Here is a 24,572-nt window from a genome sequence, read left to right on the forward strand (position 1 = left end):
TGATAGCCCGCTGGTGATCGCGGGGCGATGCTCCGTGCAATAGGCCGGGCGCCCTAGGGCGCGGTCATCGCGTCTCTGGTGCCACCGCCCAGCGCCACGAACAGCGTCGCGCGGTTCTGCAGCCATGCGCGTTCGGTCGCCAGCAGCTGCTGGCGCGCGCTGAACAGGTTGCGTTCCGCATCGAGCACTTCGAGGTAGTCGGCAACGCCCTCGCGGTATCGCAGGCGGGCAATGTAGGCGATCCGTTCCTGCGATTCGACGGCGCGTTCCAGCGTGGCGACCTGTTCGGCAAGATAGCGCCGACCGGCCAGCGCATCGGACACCTCGCGGAAGGCGGTCTGTACGGTCTTGTCGTAATTCGCCACCTGCTCCACCTCCAGCGCCTGCGCGAGGTCGAGATCGGCCTCGCGTGCGCCCCAGTCGAAGATCGGCAGCGAAATGGACGGGCCGAAGCTCCAGCCAAGCCCGTCGGACGAAAACAGGCCGTCGAGGCTGTTGGATGAAAAACCGGCATTCCCGGTGAGCGAGATGGTCGGGAAGAACGCCGCACGCGCCGCGCCGATATTGGCGCGGGCTGCGCGCAGCTGTTCCTCCGCCGCGATGATATCAGGCCGGATCAGCAGCAGGTCCGAGGGCAGGCCTGCAGCAAGGCGCGGCTTGTCTCCCTGATCGGCCAGCGACAGCCCCTCGGCGAGCCCATCGGGCACGGTGCCGCCGACCAGCACGGCCAGCTGGTTGCGCAGGCGGGCCAGCGCCAGCTTCTCGCTCGCCAGCTGCTGTTCGGCCTGGGTCAGCAGGGTTTCGGCCTGACGATAGGGGAGGGCGGATGTCACTCCGTTGTCGAGCCTGAGCTTCGCGATCCGCAGCCCGTCGCGGCGGCTCTGCGCGGTCGCTTCGGCCAGCGCGATCTGTTCCTGCGTCTCGACGATCTCGTAGTAGGTCGTCGCGGTATCGGCGATCAGCGACAGGTAGAACGCCCGCTGTGCCGCCACGGTGGACAGATACTGCGCGCGTGCCTGTTCGCTCAGGCTGGCGATGCGGCCCCAGAAATCGAGTTCGAACGCGCTGACGCCCACGCCGACCTCGAACCGGTTGGAAGTGATCGCAGCCGGCGCGCCTTCTACGTCGCCTGCATCGAGCGCCGGGTTGACGCCCAATGGCTGGCGCGAACGCGTGGCGCTGCCATTGGAGACGACGCTGGGCAGGCGGCGGCTGTCCTGGATGCGGTAGCGCGCGCGGGCCTGTTCGATCCGCGCCGTCGCGGCGAGCAGATCGCGATTGTTCTCCAGCGCGCTGTCGATCAGGCCGACCAGGCGCGGGTCGGTGAACCATTCGCGGTAGGAAAGCTGCGAGGCGACCGCCTCTCCATCGGGCCGGTATTCGGGATCGAACGCGGGCGCACTCGCCGCGGGCGGGCGGGTATGCTCGGGCGCCATGCTCGCACAGCCCGCCAGTGCGCTGGACGACAGGGCCAGCAGGATGAGGGTTCTGACGGGACGGTTCATCGCGCGGGTTCCCCTTCGCTGCCGGATGCGGGTGGTGTGCTGCCGGGCTCTTCCAGATGCCCCGCGGCATGCGGCTGCTTGCGGCTGATGTTCCTGCGCACCAGCAGATAGAGCATCGGGATCAGGAAGATGCCGAGCACGGTCGCCGCGATCATCCCGCCCATCACGCCGGTGCCCACCGCGATCCGGCTGGCAGCGCCCGCTCCGCTGGCCAGCACCAGCGGGACCATGCCCATGGTGAAGGCAAGCGAGGTCATGATGATCGGGCGCAGGCGCAGCTTCGCAGCGGCCTTCACCGCATCGATCCGCCTGAGGCCGCGTTCTTCTTCCTCGATCGCGAATTCGACGATCAGGATCGCGTTCTTCGCGGCGAGACCGATGATCGTGATGAGACCGACGTTGAAATAGACGTCCGCCGACAATCCGCGCAACATCGAGAACAGCACTGCGCCAAGGACACCCATGGGCACGATCAGCAGCACCGCGAGCGGCACGGCCCAGCTTTCGTACAGCGCAGCCAGCACCAGGAACACGACCACGACCGACAGGCCCAGCAGCAAGCCAATCTGCCCGCCCGCCTGCTTTTCCTCGTAGGAAATGCCGGTCCATTCATAGCCGATGCCCGGCGGCAACTGCGCGGCGAGTTGCTCCATTTCCTGGAGCGCCGCACCGGAGGACTTGCCGGGCGCGGCCATGCCGGAAAGGGTCATGGCGGGATAGCCGTTATAGCGCGACAGGCTGGCGGGAGATGCCGACCAGTCCGCGCTGGCGAAGGCGCTGAAGGGCACCAGTTCGCCTTCCGCATTGGGAATCCGCAGCGCCAGCACGTCTTCGGGCGTCATGCGAAACGGTGCGTCTGCCTGGACGAGGACCTGCAGCACGCGGCCATCGCGGTTGAAGTCGTTGGCATAGGCGGACCCGAAGGTGATCGAGAGCGCGGCGTTCACATCGCTGAGCGACAGGCCGAGCGCGCGGGCCTGCACGCGGTCGATATCGATCTCGACCTCCGGGCTGGGCCCCTGGTCTTCGGGTCGCAGGTTTGCGACCATCTCGCTTTGCGAGGCCATGCCCAGAAGCTGGTCGCGCGCGGCGGTCAGCGCCTCGCGGCCCAGGCCCGCGCGGTCCTGCAGCTTGAGCGTAAAGCCGCTCGCCTGACCCAGAGACTGGATGGCAGGCGGCTGAATCACGAAGGCGAGCGCGCCATCGATCTGGCTGAACCGGGCGGTGGCATCCGCCAGCATCGCGGCCGCGCTGCTTTCTTCCCCGGTCCGCTCGTCCCATGGCTTGAAGGAAGAGAACATCAGCGCGTTGTTCTGCCCCTGTCCGAAGAAGCTGAACCCACGAACGACGACCAGGTTTTCGACCTCCTCGCGGCCCATCCAGTAACTGGTGACCGGTTCAAGCGATTCATCGAGGCGTTGCGTGGTGGCGCCCGGTGGCGCCTGCACGGCAGTGATGAGGTATCCCTGATCCTCGGTCGGCAGGAAGGCGGTCGGCAGGCGCATGAACAGCAGGACGGTCACCAGGCCCAGCGCCAGGAAGACGGCAAAGGCGCGCCACGGGCGCGACAGGATGCGATCATTGGCGCGGCCGTACTTGCCCTGCATGCGCGCGAACCAGCGGTTGAAGCGGGCGAAGAAGCGCGCCGCCGTACCCTGCGCGCGCGCCAGCCGACCGCGCCAGCCGGGCTGCGCCTCGGCCTCTTCGTCGATCTCGGGCCCGGACTCATGATCGTGCCCCTTCTCAATCGGCTTGAGGAAGGTCGCGCACAGCGCAGGGGTCAGCGACAGGGCGAGGAATGCGGAGAAGAAGATCGCGATGGCCAGCGTGACCGAGAACTGGCGATAGATTCCGCCCGTCGATCCGGGGAAGAACGCCATCGGCACGAACACCGCGACCAGCACCAGCGTGATGCCGATGATCGCGCCGCTGATCTGTCCCATGGCCTTGCGCGTCGCCTGGACGGGCGGCAGCCCTTCCTCGCGCATGATCCGCTCGACATTCTCGATCACCACGATCGCATCGTCGACCAGAATACCGATCGCCAGCACCATGCCGAACAGCGAGAGCACGTTGATCGAAAAGCCGAACAGCCACAGGCCAAGGCACGCGCCCGCCAGCGCGATGGGCACGACCAGCGTCGGAATCAGCGTCGCGCGCCAGTTCTGCAGGAACAGGAACATGACGAGGAAGACGAGGAACATGGCCTCGATCAGCGTCTTCACCACTTCTTCCACCGACGCTTCGACGAAGGGCGTGGTGTCGTAGGGGATGGACCAGGTGACATCGCCCGGCAGGGCGGTGGCGATTTCGTCCATCCGCTCCTTCACGCCCTCGGCCGCGGCAAGCGCGTTGGCGCCGGTCGCCAGCTGGACCGCCATGCCCGCCATCGGCTGGCCGTTGAGGGAGGTGGAGGTGGCGTAGGACTGCGCGCCGATCTCGACCCGCGCGACCTCGCCCAGCCGCACCACTGCCGCGCCGTTGCTGGCGCGCAGGATGATATTCTCGAACTCCTCGACCGTGCTGAAGCGCCCTTCGGTGGAGATCGTGGCGGTGATTTGCTGCCCGTCGCCCACCGGCTGGGCACCGATCGAGCCGCCGGCGGTCTGCGCGTTCTGTTCACGGATCGCGGCGAGGACGGCACCGGGCGAGAGGTTGTAGGACGCCAGGGCATCGGGATCGAGCCAGATGCGCATGGCATACTGCGATCCGAATAGCTGCACATCGCCCACGCCGGGCACGCGGCGCAGTTCGTCCACCACCTGCGTCGAGGCGATATTGCCGAGATCGGTCGTGTCATAGGCGCCGCCTTCGGATGTCAGCGCGACGATCAGCAGGAAGCCCTCGTTCGCCTGCCGCACGGTAATGCCCTGTCGGCGGACCTCTTCGGGCAGCCGCGCCTCGACCGTGCTCAGCCGGTTCTGCACCTCGGTCTGGGCGATATCGATGTCCGTACCTGCTTCGAAGGTCAGCGTGATGCTGGCCGTCCCGTTCGAGAGGCTGGAGGAGGACATGTAGAGAAAGCCCTCTACCCCGTTCAGCTGCTGCTCGATCACCTGGGTGACGTTTTCTTCCAGCGTCTCGGCGTCGGCGCCGGGATAGACCACGCTGATGGTCAGCGATGGCGGTGCCACCTCGGGATATTGCTCAATCGGGAGAGCGCGCAGGGCCATGAAGCCCGCCAGCAGGATACCCAGCGAGACGACCCAGGCGAAGATCGGCCTGTCGATGAAGAAGCGTGCCATGGCTTACTCGGCTCCGCTGGTACGGGCGGGCTGGCTGGCGGCGGGTTTTCTGGCGGGCTCGCGACCGGTCGGCGTGTTGGCGACCTTTACCGGAGCGCCGGGGCGGATCTTCTGCAGATTGCTGACGATCACCTTGTCGCCCGGCTTGAGGCCGCTTTCCACGATCCACTTGCCATCGACCATCGCGCCAAGCTTGATCGGGCGCATGGCCGCCTTTCCTTCCCCGTCGATCACGTAGACCGTGCCGCCATCCCTGGTCAGCGTGACGGCGCTCTGGGGCACGGTCAGGCCGTTCTGGACCTGCCCGGCATAGATCTGCGCGCGCACGAATTCGCCGGGCAGAAGCAGCCGCTCGGGGTTCGGAAATTCCGCGCGCAGTTCGACCGTGCCGGTCTGCTGGTCGACCGAGAAGGCGAGGAAATCGATATAGCCGGGCACGGGATATTCCGTGCCGTCCGAGAAGGTCAGCCGCACCTCGATCTGATCGTTGTCGTCGAGGTCCACCTCGCCAGCCGCGACCGCGCGGCGCAGCTTGAGCACTTCGCTCGCGGCCTGGGCGAAACTGACATAGACGGGTGAAATCTGCTCGATCCGGGCCATCAGCGTGCCTTCGCCCTGGCTGACGAGCGCACCCTCCGTCACTTGCGCCCGGCCTGCCCGGCCCGAAATCGGAGCGCGTACGGTGGTGTAACCAAGCTGGAGCGATGCGGCGTCGAGCTGGGCGCGGATCTGCGCCACGTTCGCTTCCGCTTCGCGCGCTGCGGCCAGCGCGGCGTCGTATTCCTGGCCGCTGATGGCATCTTCTTCCACCAGCGGGCGATAGCGGTTGACCACGGCGCGGGCATTGGCCGCTGTGGCGCGTGCGCGGGTCAGCGCCGCCTGGGTCTGCGCATAGCTGGCCCGCAATTCGCGCGGGTCGATCCGGAACAGCGGCTGGCCCGCCCGGATGTCCGTCCCTTCCTCGTAGAGCCGTGCCTGCACGATTCCGGTGACGCGGGCGCGTACTTCTGCCGTGCGCACCGGCTCAACCCGGCCGGGCAGTTCGATGACGTTGGGTATGGTCTGGCGCGCCACCGTGACCGTCTTCACGGGGACCGGCTGGGGGGCAGGCGGTTCCTCGCTGGAGGAGCAGGCGGAAAGGAGGAAGCAGGCAGCCAGGCCCGCGAGGATCGGCTTCATGGGGGAAACGGCTTTCGGTCAGCAATTGTGCAGGTGCGAAGGTGTAATAGGGATTACACCCTTGCCCCGCAACCCGTAATGCTAGAGTTTCGTGAAATGACCGAGCTGCCCGAATTCTGCCGTCTCGATCGCCGCAAGAGAGCGATCGTCGATGCCGCGCGCAGCTTGTTCGCGGAGCAGGGTTACGAGCGGACCACCCTCAAGGACATTGTCGACCGGGCGGGGGGGTCTCTCGCAACGGTCTACAAGGTCTTCGGAAACAAGGACGGCCTGCTCGAAGCCGTGGTGTTCGAAAAGGCAGCCTCGGGGGAGGTGATCGTCCAGCAGGCCGTCGCCGCCGGTGGCACGCCGCAGGACATTCTGCATCGTATCGGCGAGGGGCTGCGCCTGCATTTTCTCGACCCCGAAGTGGTCGCCCTGGTGCGGATCGTGGTGTCGCGCAGTCTGGAGGATGCGGACTTCGCGCGAACTTTCCACGAACGTACCGCTACGCGCACGCACGATGCGCTCAAGAACCTGTTTGCGCGCTGGGAAGCGGGCGGAACCGCGATGGCCGGAACTCCGGACATGCTGGCCGAGATGCTGCTGGGCCTGTTCGTCAGCGATCTGCACACCGACGCGATCAGCCACGGCGCCGGTGCCGATCATACGGAGGCGCGCCTGCGGGCGCGGATAGACTTCTTCATCAGGGGCGCCGGCCTGGCGGACGACGACGGGGAAGCGCCGGATATCGATATCGGCCAGACACGCATGTCGGGCTCTGGCGCGCCCAGGTAGTTTCGGTCCCCCGACCGACAGCGCGGGTGGTTCGCGCCGTCGGCGGGAGAGCGATGGTCGCCCCGCTCAGAAGCGGTAGCTGACCCCGGCGCTGAGCACCCACGGGTCGAGATCATGCTCGGTCTCGATCGCCAGGGTGTTGCCGGCGTACCAGCTGGCCGTGGTGCCAACCCAGTACTTCTTCGCATCGAGCGTCAGGCCGAAGCCGTTCTCGCCCAGCGGCACATCCATGCCGGCCTGCAGCACGAGGCCGAATTCGTCCGACAGGTCGGTCTCGGTCACGCCCAGCGGCACCGTAGCCGCACCGGGTTCGACATCCACCCACAGGAAGTAGGTCGCGCCCGCGCCGATATAGGGTTTCACGGGGCCGAGATCGAAATGGGCCTTGCCGGTGATGGTGGCGGGGATCAGCTTCGCATCGGCAACCAGTTCCGCACCCGCAAGCCCGGTGACGCCATCGACGTCATGCTCGGTCATGCAGCAGATCGTCTCGATCGAGAAATTCTCGGACACGAAGTATTCGATCGCCAGGGTGGGGACGTAGTTGTCGTTTGCCTCGGTCTGCAGGTTCGCCGGCAGATTGATCGTATCCGTGTTGACCGCGGTGATTTTCCCATCGGGGAGGACCGCCGTTCCCAGGACCTTGACCTGCACATCGCCCTTTTCGTCCTGCGCCGCGGCCGGCGCGGCAAAGAGTGCGCTTCCCACGAGCAACGCGGCGAGTATCTGTTTCATCTCTTCTCCATCCTTCCTGTATGGCTGGCCGAGGAATTCGGCATCGCCTCAGAGTGATGGGGGCGGACTAGCGCGATGGATTCGCCGCTGCCTTGATCATGATCAATTGCGCAGGCCGAAATCTTTTCGCGTAATTTGATCCAGCGCAAAGACCGCACAGGGCGCGTTCCTATGCTGGCGGCATGTGGCCTTATTATCCCGAACTGCTGGAAACGCCCGTCCCGCGCTATACCAGCTATCCGACCGCAGCCGATTTCGATGTGCTGCCCGCCTGCCATTACCGCGCCGCGCTGGAGCGGGCGACGGGCGATGTCTCGCTCTACCTCCACATCCCGTTCTGCGAGAAGATCTGCTTCTATTGCGGGTGCAACACCGGGAAGGCGAACCGCCAGCAACGGCTGGAGAGCTATCTTCACGCGCTGCACCGGGAGATCGAAACGGTCGCCGCCCTGCTGCCACCGGGCACGCGGGTGCGGCGCATCGCGTTCGGCGGCGGTAGCCCCAATGCCATCGCGCCGGACGATTTCCTGCGGCTGGTCGATGCGCTGGCGACGCATTTCGACCTCGACGATCCGATCCATTCGATCGAGCTCGATCCGCGCACCATGTCGCGCGAATGGGCGCAGGCGATTGCGGCAGTTGGCGTCGAGCGCGCGAGCCTGGGCGTGCAGACCTTTGCCGAGCATTGCCAGCAGGCGATCGGACGCATCCAGCCCGAAGACCAGATCGTGCAGACGGTGGACTGGCTGCGCGAGGCCGGGGTCACTTCGCTCAACTTCGATCTGATGTACGGCCTGCCGGGGCAGCGCATGGAGGATCTGGAGGATTCGCTGCAGCGCACCCGCGTGATCGGCGCGGACCGGATCGCCCTGTTCGGCTACGCGCATGTTCCGCATATCGTGCCGCGCCAGAAGCTGATCGACGAGAGCAGCCTTCCCGGCCGCGACCTGCGCTTCGAGATGGCGGCCACCGGCTTCGGCTATTTCCTGACCCACGGATACGTGCCGATCGGCTTCGACCATTTCGCCAGGGCGGGCAGCGATCCGCTGGCAACGGCAGCGTTCGACGGCAGGCTGCGGCGCAATTTCCAGGGCTTTACCGACGATCCCGGCGACGTGCTGATCGGGCTGGGCGCATCGGCGATCAGCAGTTTTCCGGGGCTGATAGCCCAGAACGAAAAGAACTCCGGCCGTTACCGGATGAAGGCGGGCGAGGGCCTGCTGACCGTCAATCGCGGGATCGCGCGCAGCGCGGACGACAGGTATCGCGGCGCGATCATAGAGCGGCTGCTGTGCGATGGCCGGGCGGCGATCGGCGGGCGACTCATGGCCGAGGTCGCCCCGCGGCTGCGCGCTTTCCGGGAACGCGGACTGGTGACCGTTGAGCGTGAGTGGGTGACCATCGAAGCCGACGGACTGCCCTATGCGCGGAGCATCGCGGCACTGTTCGACAGCTACCGCAACCATTCGCCGCGCCGGTTCAGCTCCGCCGTATAGCTGGAGCGAGCCGTGCGGCCCGCTCCCGCGTCTAGCTTACGGGGCTGGTATCGCTGCCAGAAACGAAGACCCACAGCACCACGCAGGCGATCCAGCCGCCGTTGAACAGGATCAGCGCAAGCCACACGGCCCCGGGTGACGCGAACTTCTTCCCCGAACTGCGGACGAACTCACCGTTGCGTCTGCCCCTGAAGATGCGTGCCACATCCGGAAGGTGGAGCAGCAGCCAGATCCCGGCAACGAGGCTGATCGTGGCGAGAGCTCCCATGAGAGTGGGAAACAACCAGAGCGGCATAGGCTTTCTCCTTCAGTCGATCTCGAGTGTGCCGGGCTTGGCAGAACGCTTCCGGCAGTTGCCGGCATGGCACGCCTTCGAGCAGGGGGCGGGCTCCGGCGCTTCTCCGTCGCGCTCGACGGGAATGGAGATCGTTCCCCCACCGCACAGGCGCATGGTGATGCTTTCCTCCCCGGCGGGCAGCGGCCCTGTCATGATCGGGACGAGCGCAAGCAGCGCAATCAGCTCACCGGTCATCGGGGGGCCCTTCCTCGTCGTCGATCAGGATGCGATTGGCCGCGCCCTCCATGTCCTCGTACTGCCCGTTGCGCATCGACCAGAAGAATGCGGCAAGGCCGAGCGCGCCCAGGCCCAGGGCGATGGGAATGAGGAAGACGAGCGCGTTCACCGCGCTGCCCCTGCTAGGCGCAGCGAATTGCCGACCACCACCAGCGAGCTGACCGACATCGCCACCGCTGCGATCAGCGGCGTCACCATTCCGGTCAGGGCGAGAGGGATCGCGAACACGTTGTAGGCGATGGCGAAACCGAAGTTCTGGCGCACCACGCGCATCGTGCGCTTCGCGGCGATCACGGCCAGCGCCACGGGCATCAGTTTCTCGCCGATGAACACCGCGTCGGCCGCCTGCTGGCTGGCATCGCTGGCGGTGCCGGGCGCGATCGAGACATGCGCGGCGGCAAGAGCGGGTCCGTCGTTCAGACCATCGCCGACCATCAGCGGGAGATAGCCAGCGGACTTCAGCCTTTCGAGTTCGGCAAGCTTGTTTTGCGGGGAAACGCGCCCGTGCCCGCTGATGCCGAGGTCTGCCGCCACCCCGGCTACGACCGCGTCACGGTCGCCCGAAATGATCCGGCTTTCGAGCCCGGCCTGGGCAATGCGCGCAATGGCTTGCCCGGCATCGGGCCGCAGCGCGTCGTGGAAGGGAATCGTCCAGCACTGTCTGGCGATGTGCAGCTCGGCAGCGGTAGCACCGCCATCCGCAAGGGGGCGGGTGAGGCTGACCCGCTGGCCTTCGCTCATGGCGAACACGCCTTCGCCCGCAATCTCCTCCGGACTGCTGATCTCGGCAGGCTTCACATCCTGCGCGGCGAGAGCCTTGGCGAGCGCGCGGCTCAGGGGATGGTGGCTCGCCTGTGCGAGCGCGAGCGCCACGGGCCGGGCGTGCGCATCGACATGGGCAAGCTGGGCCACAGGTTCGCCCAGCGTCAGCGTACCGGTCTTGTCGAACAGCGCGATATCGGCCTCGGCCAGCCGTTCTAGCGCGCTGCCATCCTTCACCAGCAGGCCCTTCTTCAGAAGCGCGCCCGAAGCCACCACCTGCGCCGCCGGAACCGCCAGACCCATCGCACAGGGGCAAGTGATGATGAGCACCGCAATCGCGATCACTAGCGACTGGTGCCAGCCCGCCCCGGCGATCATCCAGCCCACGAAGGCAAGCGCGGCGAGGGTGTGAACCACGGGGGCATAAAGGCGCGCGGCCCGGTCTGCGATCCGCACATACTGGCTGCGCGACTGGCCGGCATCCTCCATCAGCCGGGCGATCTCTGCGATCACCGTATCGTCCGCCACGGCGGTGAGCCGCACCTTGATGGGGGCCTGCAGGTTCACGCAACCGGCCAGCACCCGGTCGCCGGGGGCAATGTTCTCGGGTGCGCTCTCGCCCGTGACCATGGCGTTGTCGATGGCGCTTTCTCCCCCCTCGACAATGCCGTCCGCCGCGAGCGCGTCGCCGGCGGCGACCAGCGTGAGCATGCCGGGTTCCAGATCGGCGGCCGCAACCCGGCGGGCCGAACCATCCTCAGCAATCACCGTCGCGTGGCGGCCCATCCGGCTCAGCAACGCGGCAATTCCCGAGCGTGTGCGATTGCGCATCGCCGCATCCAGCGCGCGCCCCGCCAGCAGGAAGAACAGCAGCATGGTGGCGCCATCGAAATAGGCGTGCGCACCGCCGGTTGCGGTCTCGTACAGGCTGAGGCCCGTCGCCAGCAGCACGCCCAGCGATATGGGCACGTCCATGTTGGTCCGCCCGCGCCGCAGCGCTTTGAGGGCAGAGGAGAAGAAGGGGCGGCCGGCATAGGCGATCACGGGCAGCGCGATGGCGGCGGAAAGCCAGTGGAATACCTCGCGCGTGCCGCCATCCGCGCCCGCCCAGACGCTGACCGAAAGCAGCATGACATTCATCATGCCGAAGCCCGCCACTGCCAGCGCCTTGATCAGCTCGCGGTCGGCGGCTTGCGGCCCGGCGGCCGCCTGCCCGATGGCCTGTGCTTCGAACCCGATGGCGTCGAGCGCATCGACCAGCACGAGGTCGTCGATCGACGGGGCATGGCGGACCGTGACCTGCTTGGCCGACAGGTTTACCCGCGCCGCGTCCACGCCTTCGACGGCCATCAGGCCGCGCTCGACCTTGGCGATGCATCCGGCACAGCGCATGCCGGGGATCGTCAGGCGTGTCTGCGCGAGCTCGGCCGCCTTGGGCCGGTCGATGGCCGCGGGCGCGTTCATGGCAGCGCGGTTTCGACGACCCTCTTGCGGTCCCCGTCCGACAGGGTGAGGCGCAAGGTCCAGCGCCCCGCGTCGAGCGGCTCGGAGGACGTGAAGCGCCCGTCTTCGCCGCGCACGAAGGCCAGCTGGCGGTCGACGCGATGGCCGAGCGGATGGCGCGCATGGCCGGTCAGCTGCGCGGTGGAAGGCGCACCCAGTGCCTCCACCACCAGGCGCCCACCCTCATCGCGCGCGGCCTTCAGGTCCCAGCCGGTGGCTTCCTGCCGCGCGGCCTCTTCCAGCCAGCCGTTGTATTTCTGGCTGGCGACGTAGGAATTCTCCACCACCACCCCGCTGAAGCCGTTGGTGGCCAGCGAGGCCATGGTGAAATTGACCGCGACCACCACGCCGAAGCCCACGACCAGGATGGTAGCCATGTGTTTGCCGGTGAACTTCTTCGTCATCACGATCCTCCTGCGGGGGCATCGAAGCGGGTCTCGACCGTGTCGGTCTCGCGCTGTTCGTCGAGCGAGGTCAGCCGGAAGGTGAACTCGCGCGAGGTCGTATTGCTCGGCGCCATGACATAGGCGCGCACGGTGCGGATCTGGTCGGCGGGCACGTTGAAGGTGATGCTGGGCGCCGCCTCGCGTGCGTTGATCGTGTCGGTCCACATGCGCGCGCCGGGCAGACCTTCCACCGACACCTCCATCTCGCGCGGGCGGCTTTCCATATTGCGCAGCTTGAGCGTGTAGGAATTGCGGACGGAGCCGTCGCTCAGCAGCATGTAGGGCGGGTTGCGATCGGGCGATACGGTAAGGTCCGTATGCGAGCGCGTGCCAAGCGCGAAGAGCAATGCCACGCCGATACCGCCCCACACGCCGAAATAGACGAAGGTACGCGGGCGCAGCAGCGCCTTCCATGCGGGCTGGGCGGGGTGCCCCTGCGCTTCCTCGCGGCATGCCTCCAGCGTGGCGTAGTCGATCAGGCCGCGCGGGCGACCGATGTCCTTCATCACGCGGTCGCACGCATCGATGCACAAGGCGCAGGTGATGCAGCCGATCTGCGGGCCTTCGCGGATGTCGATGCCTGTGGGGCAGACTGCGACGCACTGGTTGCAATCGATGCAGTCGCCGTAATGCTCGGGGTCCTTCTTCGCTTTCTTCAGGCTGCCGCGCGGCTCCCCGCGCCAGTCCTTGTAGGTGACGATCAGCGACTTCTCGTCCAGCATCGCGGTCTGGATACGGGGCCAGGGGCACATGTAGATGCACACCTGTTCGCGCATGAAGCCGCCCAGCGTGAAGGTGGTCAGCGTCAGGATGCCCACGGTTGCGTAGGCCACCGGGGCGGCCTGTCCGGTGAAGAAGTCGGTGAACAGCGTCGGCGCATCGGCGAAATAGAGAATCCACGCACCGCCGGTCGCCAGGCTGATGAGCAGGTAGATCGACCATTTGAAGCTGCGCCGCGCGATCTTCTTCGGCCCCCAAGGCGCCTTGTCGAGCCGGGCACGCGCATTGCGGTCCCCGTCCACGAAGCGGTCGATATGCTGGAACAGGTCGGTCCATACGGTCTGCGGGCAGGCATAGCCGCACCACGCACGCCCCACCGCGCTGGTGACGAGGAACAGCCCGATCCCCGCCATGATGAGCAGGCCGGCGACGAAGTAGAATTCGTGCGGCCAGATCTCGATGCCGAACATGTAGAAGCGGCGATTGGCGAGATCGACCAGAACCGCCTGGTCGGGTGCGAAGGGCCCGCGATCCCACCTGATCCAGGGCGTCAGATAATAGATCGCCAGCGTGACGAACATGACGAACCACTTGAACCGCCGGAATGGTCCGTCGATCCGCTTGTTATGGACCGCCTTGCGCTTTTCGTAGAGCTTTTCGGGCATCTGCGTGCGCGGCGGTTCGTGCGGCTCGTGCCGCCGGGTGGGCGCTCCGGTCGAGGCGGTCGCGCTGGAGACGGGTTCGTTGGTCTTGGCGACCCCGTCGTCCAGTACGACCGACCAGTCGCGGTCTTTGCCCGCTCCGGTTTCGTCAGGGTTGTTCATCGACCTCTACCTCGGGATTGTCGGCGACCTCAACAAAGTCTTCGCCTCCCCCGAGCGAGTGGACATAGGCGGCAAGCATCTTGATCGTCACCGGATCGAGCCGCTCTCCCCAGGCGGGCATCACGCCCATCCGGGGGCCGAGAATCTGCCTGCGCAGGTCGGCGCGGTCGCCCCCGCGCAGCCAGATCGCATCGCTCAGGTTAGGCGCGCCGAATTCGCGTCCGCCCTTGCCCTGCGGCCCGTGGCAGGCGGCGCAGTTGTCCGCGAAGATCTGCGCGCCCGCAGCATTGGGCTGCGCCTTGCCGCTCAGCGAGAGGACATGGTCGACCACCGCGCCCAGCTGGGCCTCGTCGAAGGCGCCTTCGAAGGGCGGCATCACGCTCTGGCGGGTCTGGTCGTCTTCCGCCCAGCGAACCCCGTGGACGATCGTGTATTCGATGGCCTTCAGGTCACCGCCCCACAGCCATGCGTCGTCGTTGAGGTTCGGATAGCCGAGCTTCTGGTCCCCCGCACCGCCAGAGCCGTGGCACTGGCTGCAGTTGACCTGGAACGCGGCCCGGCCGCCCGCAACCGCACGGGCCATCAGCTCGCTATCGTCGGGCAGGCGTTCGATCGGGACGCGGGCCAGCTGCTCGCGGAAACCGACCTGCGCCTGATCGGCCAGGCGCATTTCCTCGGCCAGCTCGCCGCGGCTGGACCAGCCGAGCACGCCGTCGGTCGCCTTTTCGATCATCGGCCAGGCCGGATACAGGACGACATAGACGATCGCGAAGATGATCGTGAGATAGAAGGTCCACAGCCACCAGCGCGGCAGTGGGGTGTTCAGCTCCTCGATCCCGTCCCATTCGTGGCCGACGGTTTCGGTGTTGGTCGCCTCATCGATGCGCTTATTGGCCATCGGCCTCGTCCTTGAAAATAGAGTTGGCTGCCTTGTTGGTGCGGCGCTTTGCGCCCGGCCTGAAGGGCCACAGGCACAGGCCGAGATAGATCAGCAGCATGGCAAGCAGGCCGATGCTGTCCGCAAAGTGGCGCAGTTCCTCGTAGAAGGTCATCGGCCGGTCTCCTCGGCCAGTTCTTCGAGCGGGGCACCGCTTTCGAAATCGACCAGCGTACCCAGCATCTGCAGGTAGGCGATCAGCGCATCCATTTCGGTCACGCGGTCGGGATTGCCGTCGAAGTCGCGGATCTGCGCCTTGGGATAGCGTTCGGCCAGATCGCCTGCGTCCATGTCGGGATCGGCCTGGGCGAACAGGTCGGTCTCGGCCTTTTCCAGATCGCTGTCCGTATAGGGCACGCCGACGGTCTGCAGCGCGCGCAGCATGGCCCGCGCATCGGCGATCTTCAGATCGTTTTCCGCCAGGAAGCCGTATTGCGGCATGATGCTTTCGGGCACCACGCTCTGCGGGTTCTCGAGGTGCTGGACGTGCCATTCGTCCGAATAGCGACCGCCAACGCGCGCCAGGTCAGGCCCCGTTCGCTTGGACCCCCACTGGAAGGGGTGGTCGTACATGCTTTCCGCCGCGAGACTGTAATGGCCGTAGCGTTCAACCTCGTCGCGGAAGGGGCGGATCATCTGGCTGTGGCACGAATAGCACCCTTCGCGGATGTAGATGTCGCGTCCCGCCTGTTCCAGCGGGCTGTAGGGGCGCATCCCTTCCACTTCCTCGATCGTGTTGTCGATCCAGAACAGCGGGGCGATTTCCACGATGCCGCCGATCGCGACCGTCACGAAGGTCGCCGCGGCGAGCAGCGTGATATTCCGCTCCAGCTTTTTATGTTTTTCGGTCAGGCTCATTTCGAAGGGTCCTATTCGGCTGGCACTGCGTCGGGAGCGGTCCCGGGAGCTGCGGAGGGCCGGGAGTCGACGATCGGCTTGTCCCTTTCGGCGTCGTAAGGGGTTTCGGTCATCGGCGCTTCGTTGCGCACCTTGCCCGCCAGCGTCATCCAGATGTTGTAGGTCATCACCAGCGCGCCGGAGAGGTAGAGCAGCCCGCCGGTCATGCGCATGATGAACATGGGGTGCAGGGCCGCGACCGTATCCGCGAAGCTGTTCACCAGGTAGCCGTCGGGCCCGTATTCGCGCCACATCAGGCCCTGGGTAACGCCCGCCACCCACATGCTGGCCGCGTAGAAGACGATCCCGACCGTAGCGAGCCAGAAGTGCCAGTTGATCATCCGCAGGCTGTACATCCGCTCACGGTTCCACAGACGCGGGACCAGGTAGTACACGCAGGCGAAGGTGATCATGCCGTTCCAGCCCAGCGCGCCGGAATGGACGTGGCCAATGGTCCAGTCGGTGTAGTGGCTCAGGCTGTTGACGCTCTTGATCGACAGCATCGGGCCTTCGAAGGTGCTCATGCCGTAGAAGGCCAGCGCCATCACCATCATCCGGATGATCGGATCGGTGCGGACCTTGTCCCATGCCCCGTTCAGGGTCATCAGGCCGTTGATCATGCCGCCCCAGCTGGGCATCCACAGCATCACCGAGAACACCATGCCCAGCGTCTGCGCCCAGTCGGGCAGTGCGGTGTAGTGCAGGTGGTGAGGACCGGCCCAGATGTAGAGGAAGATCAGCGACCAGAAGTGGATGATCGACAGGCGATAGCTGTAGATCGGACGTTCGGCCTGTTTGGGCACGAAGTAGTACATCATCGCCAGGAAGCCGGCGGTCAGGAAGAAGCCGACCGCGTTATGGCCGTACCACCACTGGGTCAGCGCATCCTGCACGCCTGCAAAGGCGCTGTAGCTGCGTGAGCCGAGGAAGCTGACGGGCACAGCCAGGTTGTTGACCACGTGCAGCATCGCGATGGTCACGATGAAGGCGAGGTAGAACCAGTTGGCGACGTAGATATGCGGTTCGTTACGGCGCAGCAGCGTGGCGACGAACACCACGAGGTAGGCGACCCATACGATGGTCAGCCACAGGTCCACGTACCATTCGGGCTCCGCATATTCGCGGCTCTGCGTGACGCCCAGGACATAGCCCGTCGCCGCGAGAACGATGAACAGCTGGTAGCCCCAGAACACGAAGCGGGCGAGGCTGGGCAGCGCCAGCTGCGTGCGGCAGGTGCGCTGCACGACGTAGAAGCTGGTCGCCAGCAGCGCGTTGCCGCCAAAGGCGAAGATCACCGCCGAGGTGTGCAGCGGGCGCAGGCGCCCGAAATTGAGGTAGGGCTCTACGTTGAGCCACGGAAAGGCCATCTGCGAGGCGATGAACACGCCCGCGAGCAGGCCGATCACGCCCCAGAACATCGTCGCGATCACGCCCCAGCGCACGATCTCGTCGTCGTAGACCGAAGGCGTATCGGGCATCTTGAAGAAGGTCCGCCCGCCGGCGATCGGATCGAACCGCCCTGCGGTGACCCAGATCATCACGAAGGCGATTACGCCTATAATGACCGCGTGCGCCGCGAATCCGGCATCCTTCGCGGTCGCCGCTACGGCCACCGACAGAAGAAGCAGGAGGAACCACAGGCCGGCCCTCCCAAGTGCTGCTTCGATTTGCATGTACTGCCCTTTCCGTTTGTGGCGCCACTAAGGCCGCCCGGATTCCGGTGCATTGATCGAGATCAATTTCGGGAAATTTTATGCTGCGGCTGCGACTTGTCCGGCACAGCGCGAAAGGCCTTCCGGGTCCACCACCCGAAGAAGTGATCGTCCGCAGGTCTCGATCAGGCCGAGCTCGCGCAGTTCGCTGAACTGTCGGCTCACGGTCTCGATCGTCAGACCAAGGCTTTCGGCAATCTCTCCACGCGACATCGGCAGGACTATCGCCTCTTCCCCCGTCTTGCGCTGGTCTGCCATCCGGGCCCACACGTCCAGCAGGAAGCACGCCAGCCGCTCGCGCGCCGATCTGCGTCCCAGCGTGATCGCATTCTCCCGGCTGGCCGACAGTGCGCGGGCCGTTTCCTCGGTAGCGACCTTCAGCAGGGCGCAGCTTTCGGGCGTGGTGCGCAAGAAGCTGTCCGCCGGCATGACCAGAACCTCTGCCGGAGTGAGTGCGGTCAGCGCGAAATTGTAGCGCCCGCGCGGGGGAACGTGGACGATATCGCCAGCGAAATCGAAGGCCACGATCTGCTCGCGCTCGGTCGATACGAACGCCGCCAGCTTGGTCGCCCCGCTGCCCACGAAGATGAAGTGGGAGCGATCATCGTCCAGATGCAAGCGGCCTCCGGCGGGCAGATCCTCCGCATAGGCTTCGTGCCGCAGCTGCAGGATCGCTGCATCGGTAAGGTTCGCGGGCAGGACTCGATCGGCAAAACGATCGAACAGGTCGGGGAAATTCATGGGGTCTGCGTCCTTCCTTGGGGTACGCCTAGCGCGCCCTGCGTCCGGCATCCTTGATCTGGATCAAGCCGGGCCGGGGGGCACCTGATCGTCGCCGCGATGCTCCTCGCTTGACCGCTCGCTCCCGCTTCTGCAGCATCGGTTGCAAACAGCCACTTGTGGGAGAGAGAGATGAGCGAAGACGTGCTGAGCGAGGTGAAGGACGGTGTGCTGGTCATCACCATCAACCGACCCGATGCCAAGAACGCGATGAACAAGGCTGCGGCCGAAGGCATTGCCGCCGCGCTGGACCGGCTGGATGCCGAAGACGACCTGCGGGTTGCCGTGCTGACCGGCGCGGGCGGCACCTTCTGTTCGGGCATGGACCTCAAGGGCTTCCTGCGCGGCGAGACCCCCTTCGTCGAAGGGCGCGGCTTCGGTGGCCTGACGCAGAAGGGCCCGGCCAAGCCGATCATCGCCGCGGTGGAAGGCTATGCGCTGGCCGGTGGGCTGGAACTGATGATCTCGTGCGATCTGGTGGTCGCCAGCAGCAGCGCGAAATTCGGCATTCCCGAGGTGAAGCGCGGGCTCGCCGCAGCGGCGGGCGGGCTGATGAAGCTGCCCGACCAGATCCCGCACAAGGTGGCGATGGAGCTGGCGCTGACCGGTGAATTCATCGACGCCGCACGTGCCTACGAGCTGGGCCTGGTCAACCGCGTCACCGACGGTTCGGCGATGGACGGCGCGATGGAGCTGGCCCGGGCGATTTCCGACAACGGCCCGCTCGCGGTGAAGATTTCGAAGCAGATCATCGAGGAATCGCGCGGCTGGAGCCTCGAATCGCGCTGGGACGAGCAGGCCAAGCTGACGCCGCTGGTCTTTGCGAGCGAGGATGCGCGCGAAGGCGCCGCCGCCTTTGCGGAGAAGCGCAAGCCCAACTGGAAGGGCAAGTAATGGGCGGCCCGCTTTCCGGGCTGCGCATCGTCGAGTTCGCAGGGATCGGTCCGGGTCCGTTTTGCGGCATGATGCTGGCGGACCACGGCGCCGAAGTGATCCGGGTGGACCGGGCGAGTGGCGGGCGCGGCGGTTCGCAGCCGGTTTCCACCAAGGATGTGCTGGCGCGCGGGCGCAAGTCCATCGCGCTCGATCTCAAAGCCAGGCAGGGCATCGCGCTCGCCCGCAAGCTGTGCGCCAGCGCCGACGGACTGATCGAAGGCTTCCGCCCGGGCGTGATGGAGCGGCTGGGGCTGGGGCCCGAGGTGCTGCTCTCCGACAATCCGAAGCTGGTCTACGGCCGGATGACCGGCTGGGGCCAGAGCGGGCCATACGCGCCCTATGCCGGGCACGACATCAACTACATCGCGCTCGCGGGCGCGCTCGCCCATTTCGGGCGCGCGGGCGAGAAGCCGACCCCGCCGATCAACATGGTCGGCGATTTCGGGGGCGGGGGCATGATGCTCGCCTTCGGGATGGTCTCCGCATTGCTGAGCGTGGCGCGTGGCGGCGAAGGGCAGGTGATCGACGCTGCGATGACCGACGGAACGGCGGTGCTGATGGCGATGATCCACGGCATGGCTAATCAGGGCCTGTGGCGCGAGGATCTGGGGGCAAACCTGCTCGATACCGGCGCGCATTTCTACGACACCTACGAAACCGCTGATGGCAAGTTCGTGAGCATCGGCAGCATCGAACCGCAGTTCTATGCCGAGCTGCGCGCGCGCGTGGGCCTGGCCGACGATCCGGCGTTCGACGCGCAGATGAACCCTGCCGCGTGGCCCGATCTGAAGGAAAAGCTCGCCGCGATCTTCGCGCGCAAGACCCGCGCCGAATGGGACGAGGCGCTGGAGCATTCGGACGTGTGCTACGCCCCCGTGCTGACGATGAGCGAGGCGCGCGAGCATCCGCACAACATCGCGAGGGAGACCTTCGTCGATGTGGCGGGATCGCCGCAGCCCGCCCCGGCGCCGCGCTATTCCGGCACGGCCACGGCAACGCCCGATGCCGCACCGATGCCGGGCGACGATACCGACGCGATCCTGGCCGATCTGGGCATTGATGCTGGCGAGATCGCCGCGCTGAGGGAGGCGGGGGCCGTCTCCTGAACGCGGCGCATCGCCCGATCCATCAGGTCCATTGCAGTTCGCAACCGATTTGATAGTCTCGCCACAAAGAAGATAAAATTCGAGAGGATACTGTCAGATGCCCGTGATCGATGTGCCGCAGCCCGAGTTCATGGAAGACGAGGAAATCTCGATCTTCGCCGATGCCGTAGGCAAGTTCTACGAAAAGCACGCGCCCGAAAAGCGCGTCCTCAAGTGGCGCGAGGATGGACAGGTGGAGCGCGAGTTCTGGCGCGAGGCGGGCGAGGCCGGGCTTCTGGGCGTTTCGGTGCCGGAGGAATATGGTGGCCACGGCGGCGACTTCCGGCACGATCTGGTGGTGATCGACCAGCAGTCGAAAAAGGGCGTCGAAGGCTTCGCGGCCAGCCTGCACAACGTCATCATCCTGCCCTATCTGGTGCGCCACGGCACCGAAGAGCAGAAGAAGAAATACCTGCCCCGCCTCGTCAGCGGCGATCTGGTCAGCGCCATTGCGATGACCGAGCCGGGCGTGGGATCGGACCTTCAGTCGATCACCACCACCGCATTGAAGGATGGCAACGGCTACCGCATCAACGGTTCCAAGACCTACATCTCCAACGGGCAGATCGCGGATTTCGTGATCGTCGTCGCCAAGACCGACCCGAACGAGCGGCACAAGGGCATCAGCCTGGTGCTGCTGGAGACCGAAGGGGCCGAAGGCTTCCAGCGGGGCAAGAAGCTCGACAAGATCGGGCTCGATGCGCAGGACACCAGCGAACTGTTCTTCGACGACGTGTTCGTGCCGGGCGACGCGATCCTCGGCGGGGAAGAAGGCAAGGGCTTCTACCAGCTGATGGGCGAACTGCCGCAGGAACGCCTCATCATCGCGGTGCAGGCGATGGAGGGGATCGAGCGCGCGCTCAACGTCACGCTCGACTTCGTGAAGGAACGCAAGGCCTTCGGGCAGACGATCTGGGACTTCCAGAACACCCAGTTCACGCTCGCCGACCTCAAGGCGCGGGGCACGGCGGCGCGTGTGTTCGTGAACGATTGCATCGCCAAGCTGCTGGAAGGCAAGCTGGATGTGGCGACCGCCAGCATGGCCAAGTACTGGCTGACCGAACTGCAGAGCGAAGTGGTCGACAAGTGCCTGCAGCTGCACGGCGGCAGCGGCTACATCAACGACTATGCGATTGCCCGCCTCTACCGGGATACCCGGATTGCGCGCATTTTCGGCGGCTCGAACGAGATCATGAAGATGCTCATCGCGCGCTCTATGTGAGCAAGTGCGAAGGGCGCGTTAACCTGTTGGCGAAAGGGTGTCCCAGCCCGGATAGCGGCGGGTTCGCGCGCTTGTAGCGGGTTGGCAACCCTGCTCGATTAACCTGTGCAACAGGAACCGGAAACCGATTCGCGTAACAGGGAGCGCACGCAATGGCCGTCATCGCCGTCTACAGCATGAAGGGTGGGGTCGGGAAAACGACCATGGCGGTCGATCTCGCCTGGCGTTTCGCGCAGCGCGGCGGCCACGAGACCCTGCTGTTCGACCTCGATCCGCAGGGCGGCGCGGGCTTCCTGCTGGGCCACGAGGAGCGCAAGGTGCAGCGCGCGATCTCCGCCTTTCACCACGCCAGGGCGCCGCGCGACCTGATCGAGCCGACGCGCTTCGATGGCCTCTCGCTGATCGGCGCGGACCAGTCCCTGCGCGATCTGCCGGTCCAGCTCGCCCGGATCGGTACCAAGAAGCGCCTCGCGCAGATGCTCAACTTCATGAAGGGCGATTATCCGCGCATCGTGCTCGACTGCCCGCCGATGATCAACGAGGTGAGCGAGCAGATCATGGAAGCGGCGGACCTGATCGTGGTGCCGCTGCCCGCATCGCCGCTGGCGGCGCGCGCCTTCGGCTTCATCAAGGAAGAGCTTGCCAAGCGGCCGGGCCACCCGCCCGTGCTCCCCGTGCTCTCGATGTACGACAAGCGGCGCAAGCTGCACCGCTGGGTGCGCGAGAATGCGGCTGCCAACTGGCCGGTGATCCCGCAAAGCTCCTATGTCGAACAGGTTGCGGTGCGCCGCGAGCCGATTGCGAGCTTCGCCAACTGGTCGCCCGCCGCACAGGGGTTCGAGCATCTGCACGCCGCGCTCGAAGCCAAGCTCGCGCAGCTGGGCCTCGCCGGCCCGCCGCCGGGTGGCGGCCAGAAGGACGCCACGCGGGCGCTGCCCGGCCCGCAGGCCGAGCGGCCGGAGGCTCCGCGCGAGGAGAGCCCGAAAGTCGTCCCGATCCGCCGTGCCGAGGCCCCGCAGGCCGCGCACGCGGCGCCCACGCCGAGCGAAGGCCTCGCCCGCCGCGCCTTCAGCTTCTAGGCAGCGGCGGTGCGGCTGACGGAGCCGCAAAACTCTCACGTCCACCGAAACTTGTCATTCATCTGCCCGCCCCTACATTCGTGGGGGAAAGGACTCGCATCAAATGAGTGAACAGAACACGCCCGACGGGCAGGGCCCGAACGGTCCGGGTGGCGGTGGTCCGAACCCCTGGATCCGCAGCCTGATGATCTGGGGCGGCATCTTTCTTGCCCTGCTGCTGGCGGTCTCCATGTTCGGCGGCACCAGCGAAAGCGCGGGTACGCAGATCAGCTATTCCGATTTCCGCGATCGCGTGGCCAGTGGCACGGTCGAGGAAGTGCAGATCGCGGACGATCGCATCACCGGCACGCTCAAGAACGGCGAGACGTTCAATACGGTGCCGGTCTCCAGCGATCCGGGGCTGACCAAGCTGCTGGACGAGAACGACGTGACCTACTCGGGCAAGCCGACCGAGCAGATGAACATCCTGTGGGTGATCCTGATCCAGTCGCTGCCCTTCCTGCTGATCCTGGGCATCGCGTTCTTCGCGCTGCGGCAGGTGCAGAAGAACGGCGGCGCGGGCGGTGCGATGGGCTTCGGCAAGTCCAAGGCCAAGATGCTGACCGAAAAGCAGGGCCGGGTGACGTTCAACGATGTCGCCGGGATCGACGAAGCGCGCGAAGAGCTGGAGGAAATCGTCGAATTTCTGAAGGACCCGCAGCGTTTCTCCAAGCTGGGCGGCACCATCCCCAAGGGCGCGCTGCTGGTCGGCTCGCCCGGTACGGGTAAGACGCTGCTGGCCCGCGCGATCGCGGGCGAGGCGGGCGTGCCGTTCTTCACCATTTCGGGCTCCGACTTCGTCGAGATGTTCGTGGGCGTCGGCGCAAGCCGTGTGCGCGACATGTTCGAACAGGCGAAGAAGAACGCGCCGTGCATCCTGTTCATCGACGAAATCGATGCCGTGGGCCGTTCGCGCGGCCATGGCCTCGGCAATTCGAACGACGAACGCGAGCAGACGCTCAACCAGCTGCTGGTCGAGATGGACGGGTTCGAGGCCAACGAAGGCATCATCATCATCGCGGCGACCAACCGCCCCGACGTGCTCGACCCCGCGCTGCTGCGTCCGGGCCGTTTCGACCGTCAGGTCGTGGTGCCCGTGCCCGATATCGACGGGCGCGAGAAGATCCTCGACGTGCACATGAAGAAGGTGCCGCTGGCGCCCGACGTGAACCCGCGCACCATCGCGCGCGGCACGCCCGGCTTCTCCGGCGCGGACCTCGCCAACCTCGTCAACGAAGCCGCCCTGCTGGCTGCCCGCCGCAACAAGCGGCTGGTCGCGATGCAGGAATTCGAGGACGCGAAGGACAAGGTCATGATGGGCAGCGAACGCCGCTCCATGGTGATGACCGACGACGAGAAGAAGATGACCGCATATCACGAGGCGGGCCACGCGCTCGTCTCGCTGAACGAGCCGGCATCGGACCCGATCCACAAGGCGACGATCATCCCGCGCGGTCGCGCGCTGGGCATGGTGATGCGCCTGCCGGAACGGGACAATTACTCGTATCACCGCGACAAGATGCATGCCGACCTCGCAGTCGCCATGGGTGGCCGCGTGGCCGAAGAGCTGATCTTCGGGCACGACAAGGTCAGCTCCGGCGCCTCGTCGGACATCCAGTACGCGACATCGCTGGCGCGCAACATGGTCACCAAGTGGGGCATGAGCGAGAAGCTCGGCCCGCTGCAGTACGAGGAACAGCAGGAAGGCTACCTCGGCATGGGGCAGTCGGCTCGCACGATGGGCTCTGGCGAGACCAACAAGCTGATCGACGCCGAAATCCGCGCTCTGGTCGAGAATGCGCACAAGCGCGCCACCAAGATCCTGACGGACAAGGAAGACCAGCTCCACCTGCTCGCGCAGTCGATGCTCGAGTTCGAGACGCTGACGGGCGACGAGATCGACCAGCTGCTGAAGGACGGCAAGCTGGACCGGCCGGACGAGCCCAAGGGCCCGGCCAAGCCGCGTTCGGTTGGCGGTTCCTCGGTGCCCAAGGCGGGCAAGCGCTTCGGCGGCGAAGGCGGTGCCAGCCCGCAGGGCGCCTGACGGTTACGCCGCCCT

The 24,572-nt window shown here is 66.0% G+C and carries 22 protein-coding genes; 7 read left to right on the top strand and 15 right to left on the bottom strand.

Annotated features, from left to right (window positions below; translation table 11 throughout):
• Positions 1–53: 53 nt before the first annotated feature.
• The 3 genes from ADAD_RS15500 to ADAD_RS0104180 are packed head-to-tail and all read right to left on the bottom strand — an operon-like array spanning position 54 to position 5,929.
• A complete protein-coding gene (locus ADAD_RS15500; RefSeq protein ID WP_010410056.1) occupies positions 54–1,505 on the bottom strand; it encodes an efflux transporter outer membrane subunit in 1,452 nt (483 codons plus the stop codon).
• Positions 1,502–4,750: an efflux RND transporter permease subunit gene (locus ADAD_RS0104175; protein ID WP_010410058.1), complete on the bottom strand. Its 3,249-nt coding sequence runs from the start codon at positions 4,748–4,750 to the stop codon at positions 1,502–1,504. The genes ADAD_RS15500 and ADAD_RS0104175 overlap by 4 nt, the downstream gene beginning before the upstream one ends.
• A gap of 3 nt (positions 4,751–4,753) precedes the next feature.
• Positions 4,754–5,929: an efflux RND transporter periplasmic adaptor subunit gene (locus tag ADAD_RS0104180; RefSeq protein WP_010410060.1), complete on the bottom strand. Its 1,176-nt coding sequence runs from the start codon at positions 5,927–5,929 to the stop codon at positions 4,754–4,756.
• 96 nt (positions 5,930–6,025) lie between these two features.
• Between ADAD_RS0104180 and ADAD_RS0104185 the strand changes: the two genes are divergently transcribed.
• Positions 6,026–6,706 carry a TetR/AcrR family transcriptional regulator gene (locus ADAD_RS0104185; protein WP_010410062.1) on the top strand — a complete coding sequence of 227 codons (681 nt, stop codon included), beginning with the start codon at positions 6,026–6,028 and terminating at the stop codon, positions 6,704–6,706.
• Between the two features lie 66 nt (positions 6,707–6,772).
• Here the strand turns inward: ADAD_RS0104185 and ADAD_RS0104190 are convergent, their stop codons facing one another.
• Positions 6,773–7,441 (bottom strand): OmpW/AlkL family protein, encoded by a 669-nt coding sequence (locus ADAD_RS0104190; protein WP_010410065.1) that lies wholly within the window; start codon positions 7,439–7,441, stop codon positions 6,773–6,775.
• 182 nt (positions 7,442–7,623) lie between these two features.
• On the opposite strand from ADAD_RS0104190, the gene ADAD_RS0104195 reads away from it, so the two are divergent.
• Positions 7,624–8,937, top strand: coding sequence for a radical SAM protein (locus ADAD_RS0104195; RefSeq protein ID WP_010410067.1), 1,314 nt, complete (start codon positions 7,624–7,626; stop codon positions 8,935–8,937).
• Between the two features lie 31 nt (positions 8,938–8,968).
• On the opposite strand, the gene ADAD_RS0104200 is transcribed toward ADAD_RS0104195, so the two are convergent.
• From ADAD_RS0104200 to ADAD_RS0104250, 11 genes are all read right to left on the bottom strand, one after another.
• Positions 8,969–9,232, bottom strand: coding sequence for a hypothetical protein (locus tag ADAD_RS0104200; RefSeq protein ID WP_237700737.1), 264 nt, complete (start codon positions 9,230–9,232; stop codon positions 8,969–8,971).
• A 12-nt stretch (positions 9,233–9,244) separates the two neighbouring features.
• Positions 9,245–9,469 (bottom strand): hypothetical protein, encoded by a 225-nt coding sequence (locus ADAD_RS0104205; RefSeq protein WP_010410071.1) that lies wholly within the window; start codon positions 9,467–9,469, stop codon positions 9,245–9,247.
• Complete coding sequence (ccoS, locus tag ADAD_RS0104210; RefSeq protein WP_010410073.1) at positions 9,459–9,620, bottom strand: cbb3-type cytochrome oxidase assembly protein CcoS; 162 nt, start codon at positions 9,618–9,620, stop codon at positions 9,459–9,461. The genes ADAD_RS0104205 and ccoS overlap by 11 nt, the downstream gene beginning before the upstream one ends.
• A complete protein-coding gene (locus ADAD_RS0104215; RefSeq protein WP_010410075.1) occupies positions 9,617–11,737 on the bottom strand; it encodes a heavy metal translocating P-type ATPase in 2,121 nt (706 codons plus the stop codon). Before ADAD_RS0104215 ends, ccoS begins: the two co-directional genes overlap by 4 nt.
• Positions 11,734–12,180 (bottom strand): FixH family protein, encoded by a 447-nt coding sequence (locus ADAD_RS0104220; RefSeq protein WP_010410077.1) that lies wholly within the window; start codon positions 12,178–12,180, stop codon positions 11,734–11,736. The genes ADAD_RS0104215 and ADAD_RS0104220 overlap by 4 nt, the downstream gene beginning before the upstream one ends.
• Positions 12,180–13,766: a cytochrome c oxidase accessory protein CcoG gene (gene ccoG, locus ADAD_RS0104225; RefSeq protein ID WP_010410081.1), complete on the bottom strand. Its 1,587-nt coding sequence runs from the start codon at positions 13,764–13,766 to the stop codon at positions 12,180–12,182. Before ccoG ends, ADAD_RS0104220 begins: the two co-directional genes overlap by 1 nt.
• Positions 13,753–14,664: a cytochrome-c oxidase, cbb3-type subunit III gene (gene ccoP, locus ADAD_RS0104230; RefSeq protein WP_010410084.1), complete on the bottom strand. Its 912-nt coding sequence runs from the start codon at positions 14,662–14,664 to the stop codon at positions 13,753–13,755. The genes ccoG and ccoP overlap by 14 nt, the downstream gene beginning before the upstream one ends.
• Positions 14,654–14,818 carry a CcoQ/FixQ family Cbb3-type cytochrome c oxidase assembly chaperone gene (locus ADAD_RS0104235; protein WP_010410086.1) on the bottom strand — a complete coding sequence of 55 codons (165 nt, stop codon included), beginning with the start codon at positions 14,816–14,818 and terminating at the stop codon, positions 14,654–14,656. Before ADAD_RS0104235 ends, ccoP begins: the two co-directional genes overlap by 11 nt.
• Positions 14,815–15,561: a cytochrome-c oxidase, cbb3-type subunit II gene (ccoO, locus tag ADAD_RS0104240; protein WP_010410088.1), complete on the bottom strand. Its 747-nt coding sequence runs from the start codon at positions 15,559–15,561 to the stop codon at positions 14,815–14,817. The genes ADAD_RS0104235 and ccoO overlap by 4 nt, the downstream gene beginning before the upstream one ends.
• 11 nt (positions 15,562–15,572) lie before the next feature.
• Positions 15,573–17,273: a cytochrome-c oxidase, cbb3-type subunit I gene (gene ccoN, locus ADAD_RS0104245; protein ID WP_010410090.1), complete on the bottom strand. Its 1,701-nt coding sequence runs from the start codon at positions 17,271–17,273 to the stop codon at positions 15,573–15,575.
• Between the two features lie 78 nt (positions 17,274–17,351).
• A complete protein-coding gene (locus ADAD_RS0104250; RefSeq protein WP_010410093.1) occupies positions 17,352–18,053 on the bottom strand; it encodes a Crp/Fnr family transcriptional regulator in 702 nt (233 codons plus the stop codon).
• 171 nt (positions 18,054–18,224) lie between these two features.
• Between ADAD_RS0104250 and ADAD_RS0104255 the strand changes: the two genes are divergently transcribed.
• From ADAD_RS0104255 to ftsH, 5 genes are all read left to right on the top strand, one after another.
• Positions 18,225–18,986 (top strand): crotonase/enoyl-CoA hydratase family protein, encoded by a 762-nt coding sequence (locus tag ADAD_RS0104255; protein ID WP_010410094.1) that lies wholly within the window; start codon positions 18,225–18,227, stop codon positions 18,984–18,986.
• Positions 18,986–20,134: a CaiB/BaiF CoA transferase family protein gene (locus ADAD_RS0104260; protein WP_010410096.1), complete on the top strand. Its 1,149-nt coding sequence runs from the start codon at positions 18,986–18,988 to the stop codon at positions 20,132–20,134. Before ADAD_RS0104255 ends, ADAD_RS0104260 begins: the two co-directional genes overlap by 1 nt.
• A gap of 97 nt (positions 20,135–20,231) precedes the next feature.
• On the top strand, positions 20,232–21,395 hold the full coding sequence (locus ADAD_RS0104265; RefSeq protein ID WP_010410099.1) for an acyl-CoA dehydrogenase family protein: 1,164 nt from the start codon (positions 20,232–20,234) through the stop codon (positions 21,393–21,395).
• 152 nt (positions 21,396–21,547) lie between these two features.
• On the top strand, positions 21,548–22,474 hold the full coding sequence (locus ADAD_RS15505) for a ParA family protein (RefSeq protein WP_010410101.1): 927 nt from the start codon (positions 21,548–21,550) through the stop codon (positions 22,472–22,474).
• 103 nt (positions 22,475–22,577) lie between these two features.
• Complete coding sequence (ftsH, locus tag ADAD_RS0104275; protein WP_010410103.1) at positions 22,578–24,557, top strand: ATP-dependent zinc metalloprotease FtsH; 1,980 nt, start codon at positions 22,578–22,580, stop codon at positions 24,555–24,557.
• The last annotated feature ends 15 nt before the right edge of the window (positions 24,558–24,572 follow it).

This window comes from Citromicrobium sp. JLT1363 (assembly GCF_000186705.1).
Lineage (GTDB): Bacteria > Pseudomonadota > Alphaproteobacteria > Sphingomonadales > Sphingomonadaceae > Alteriqipengyuania.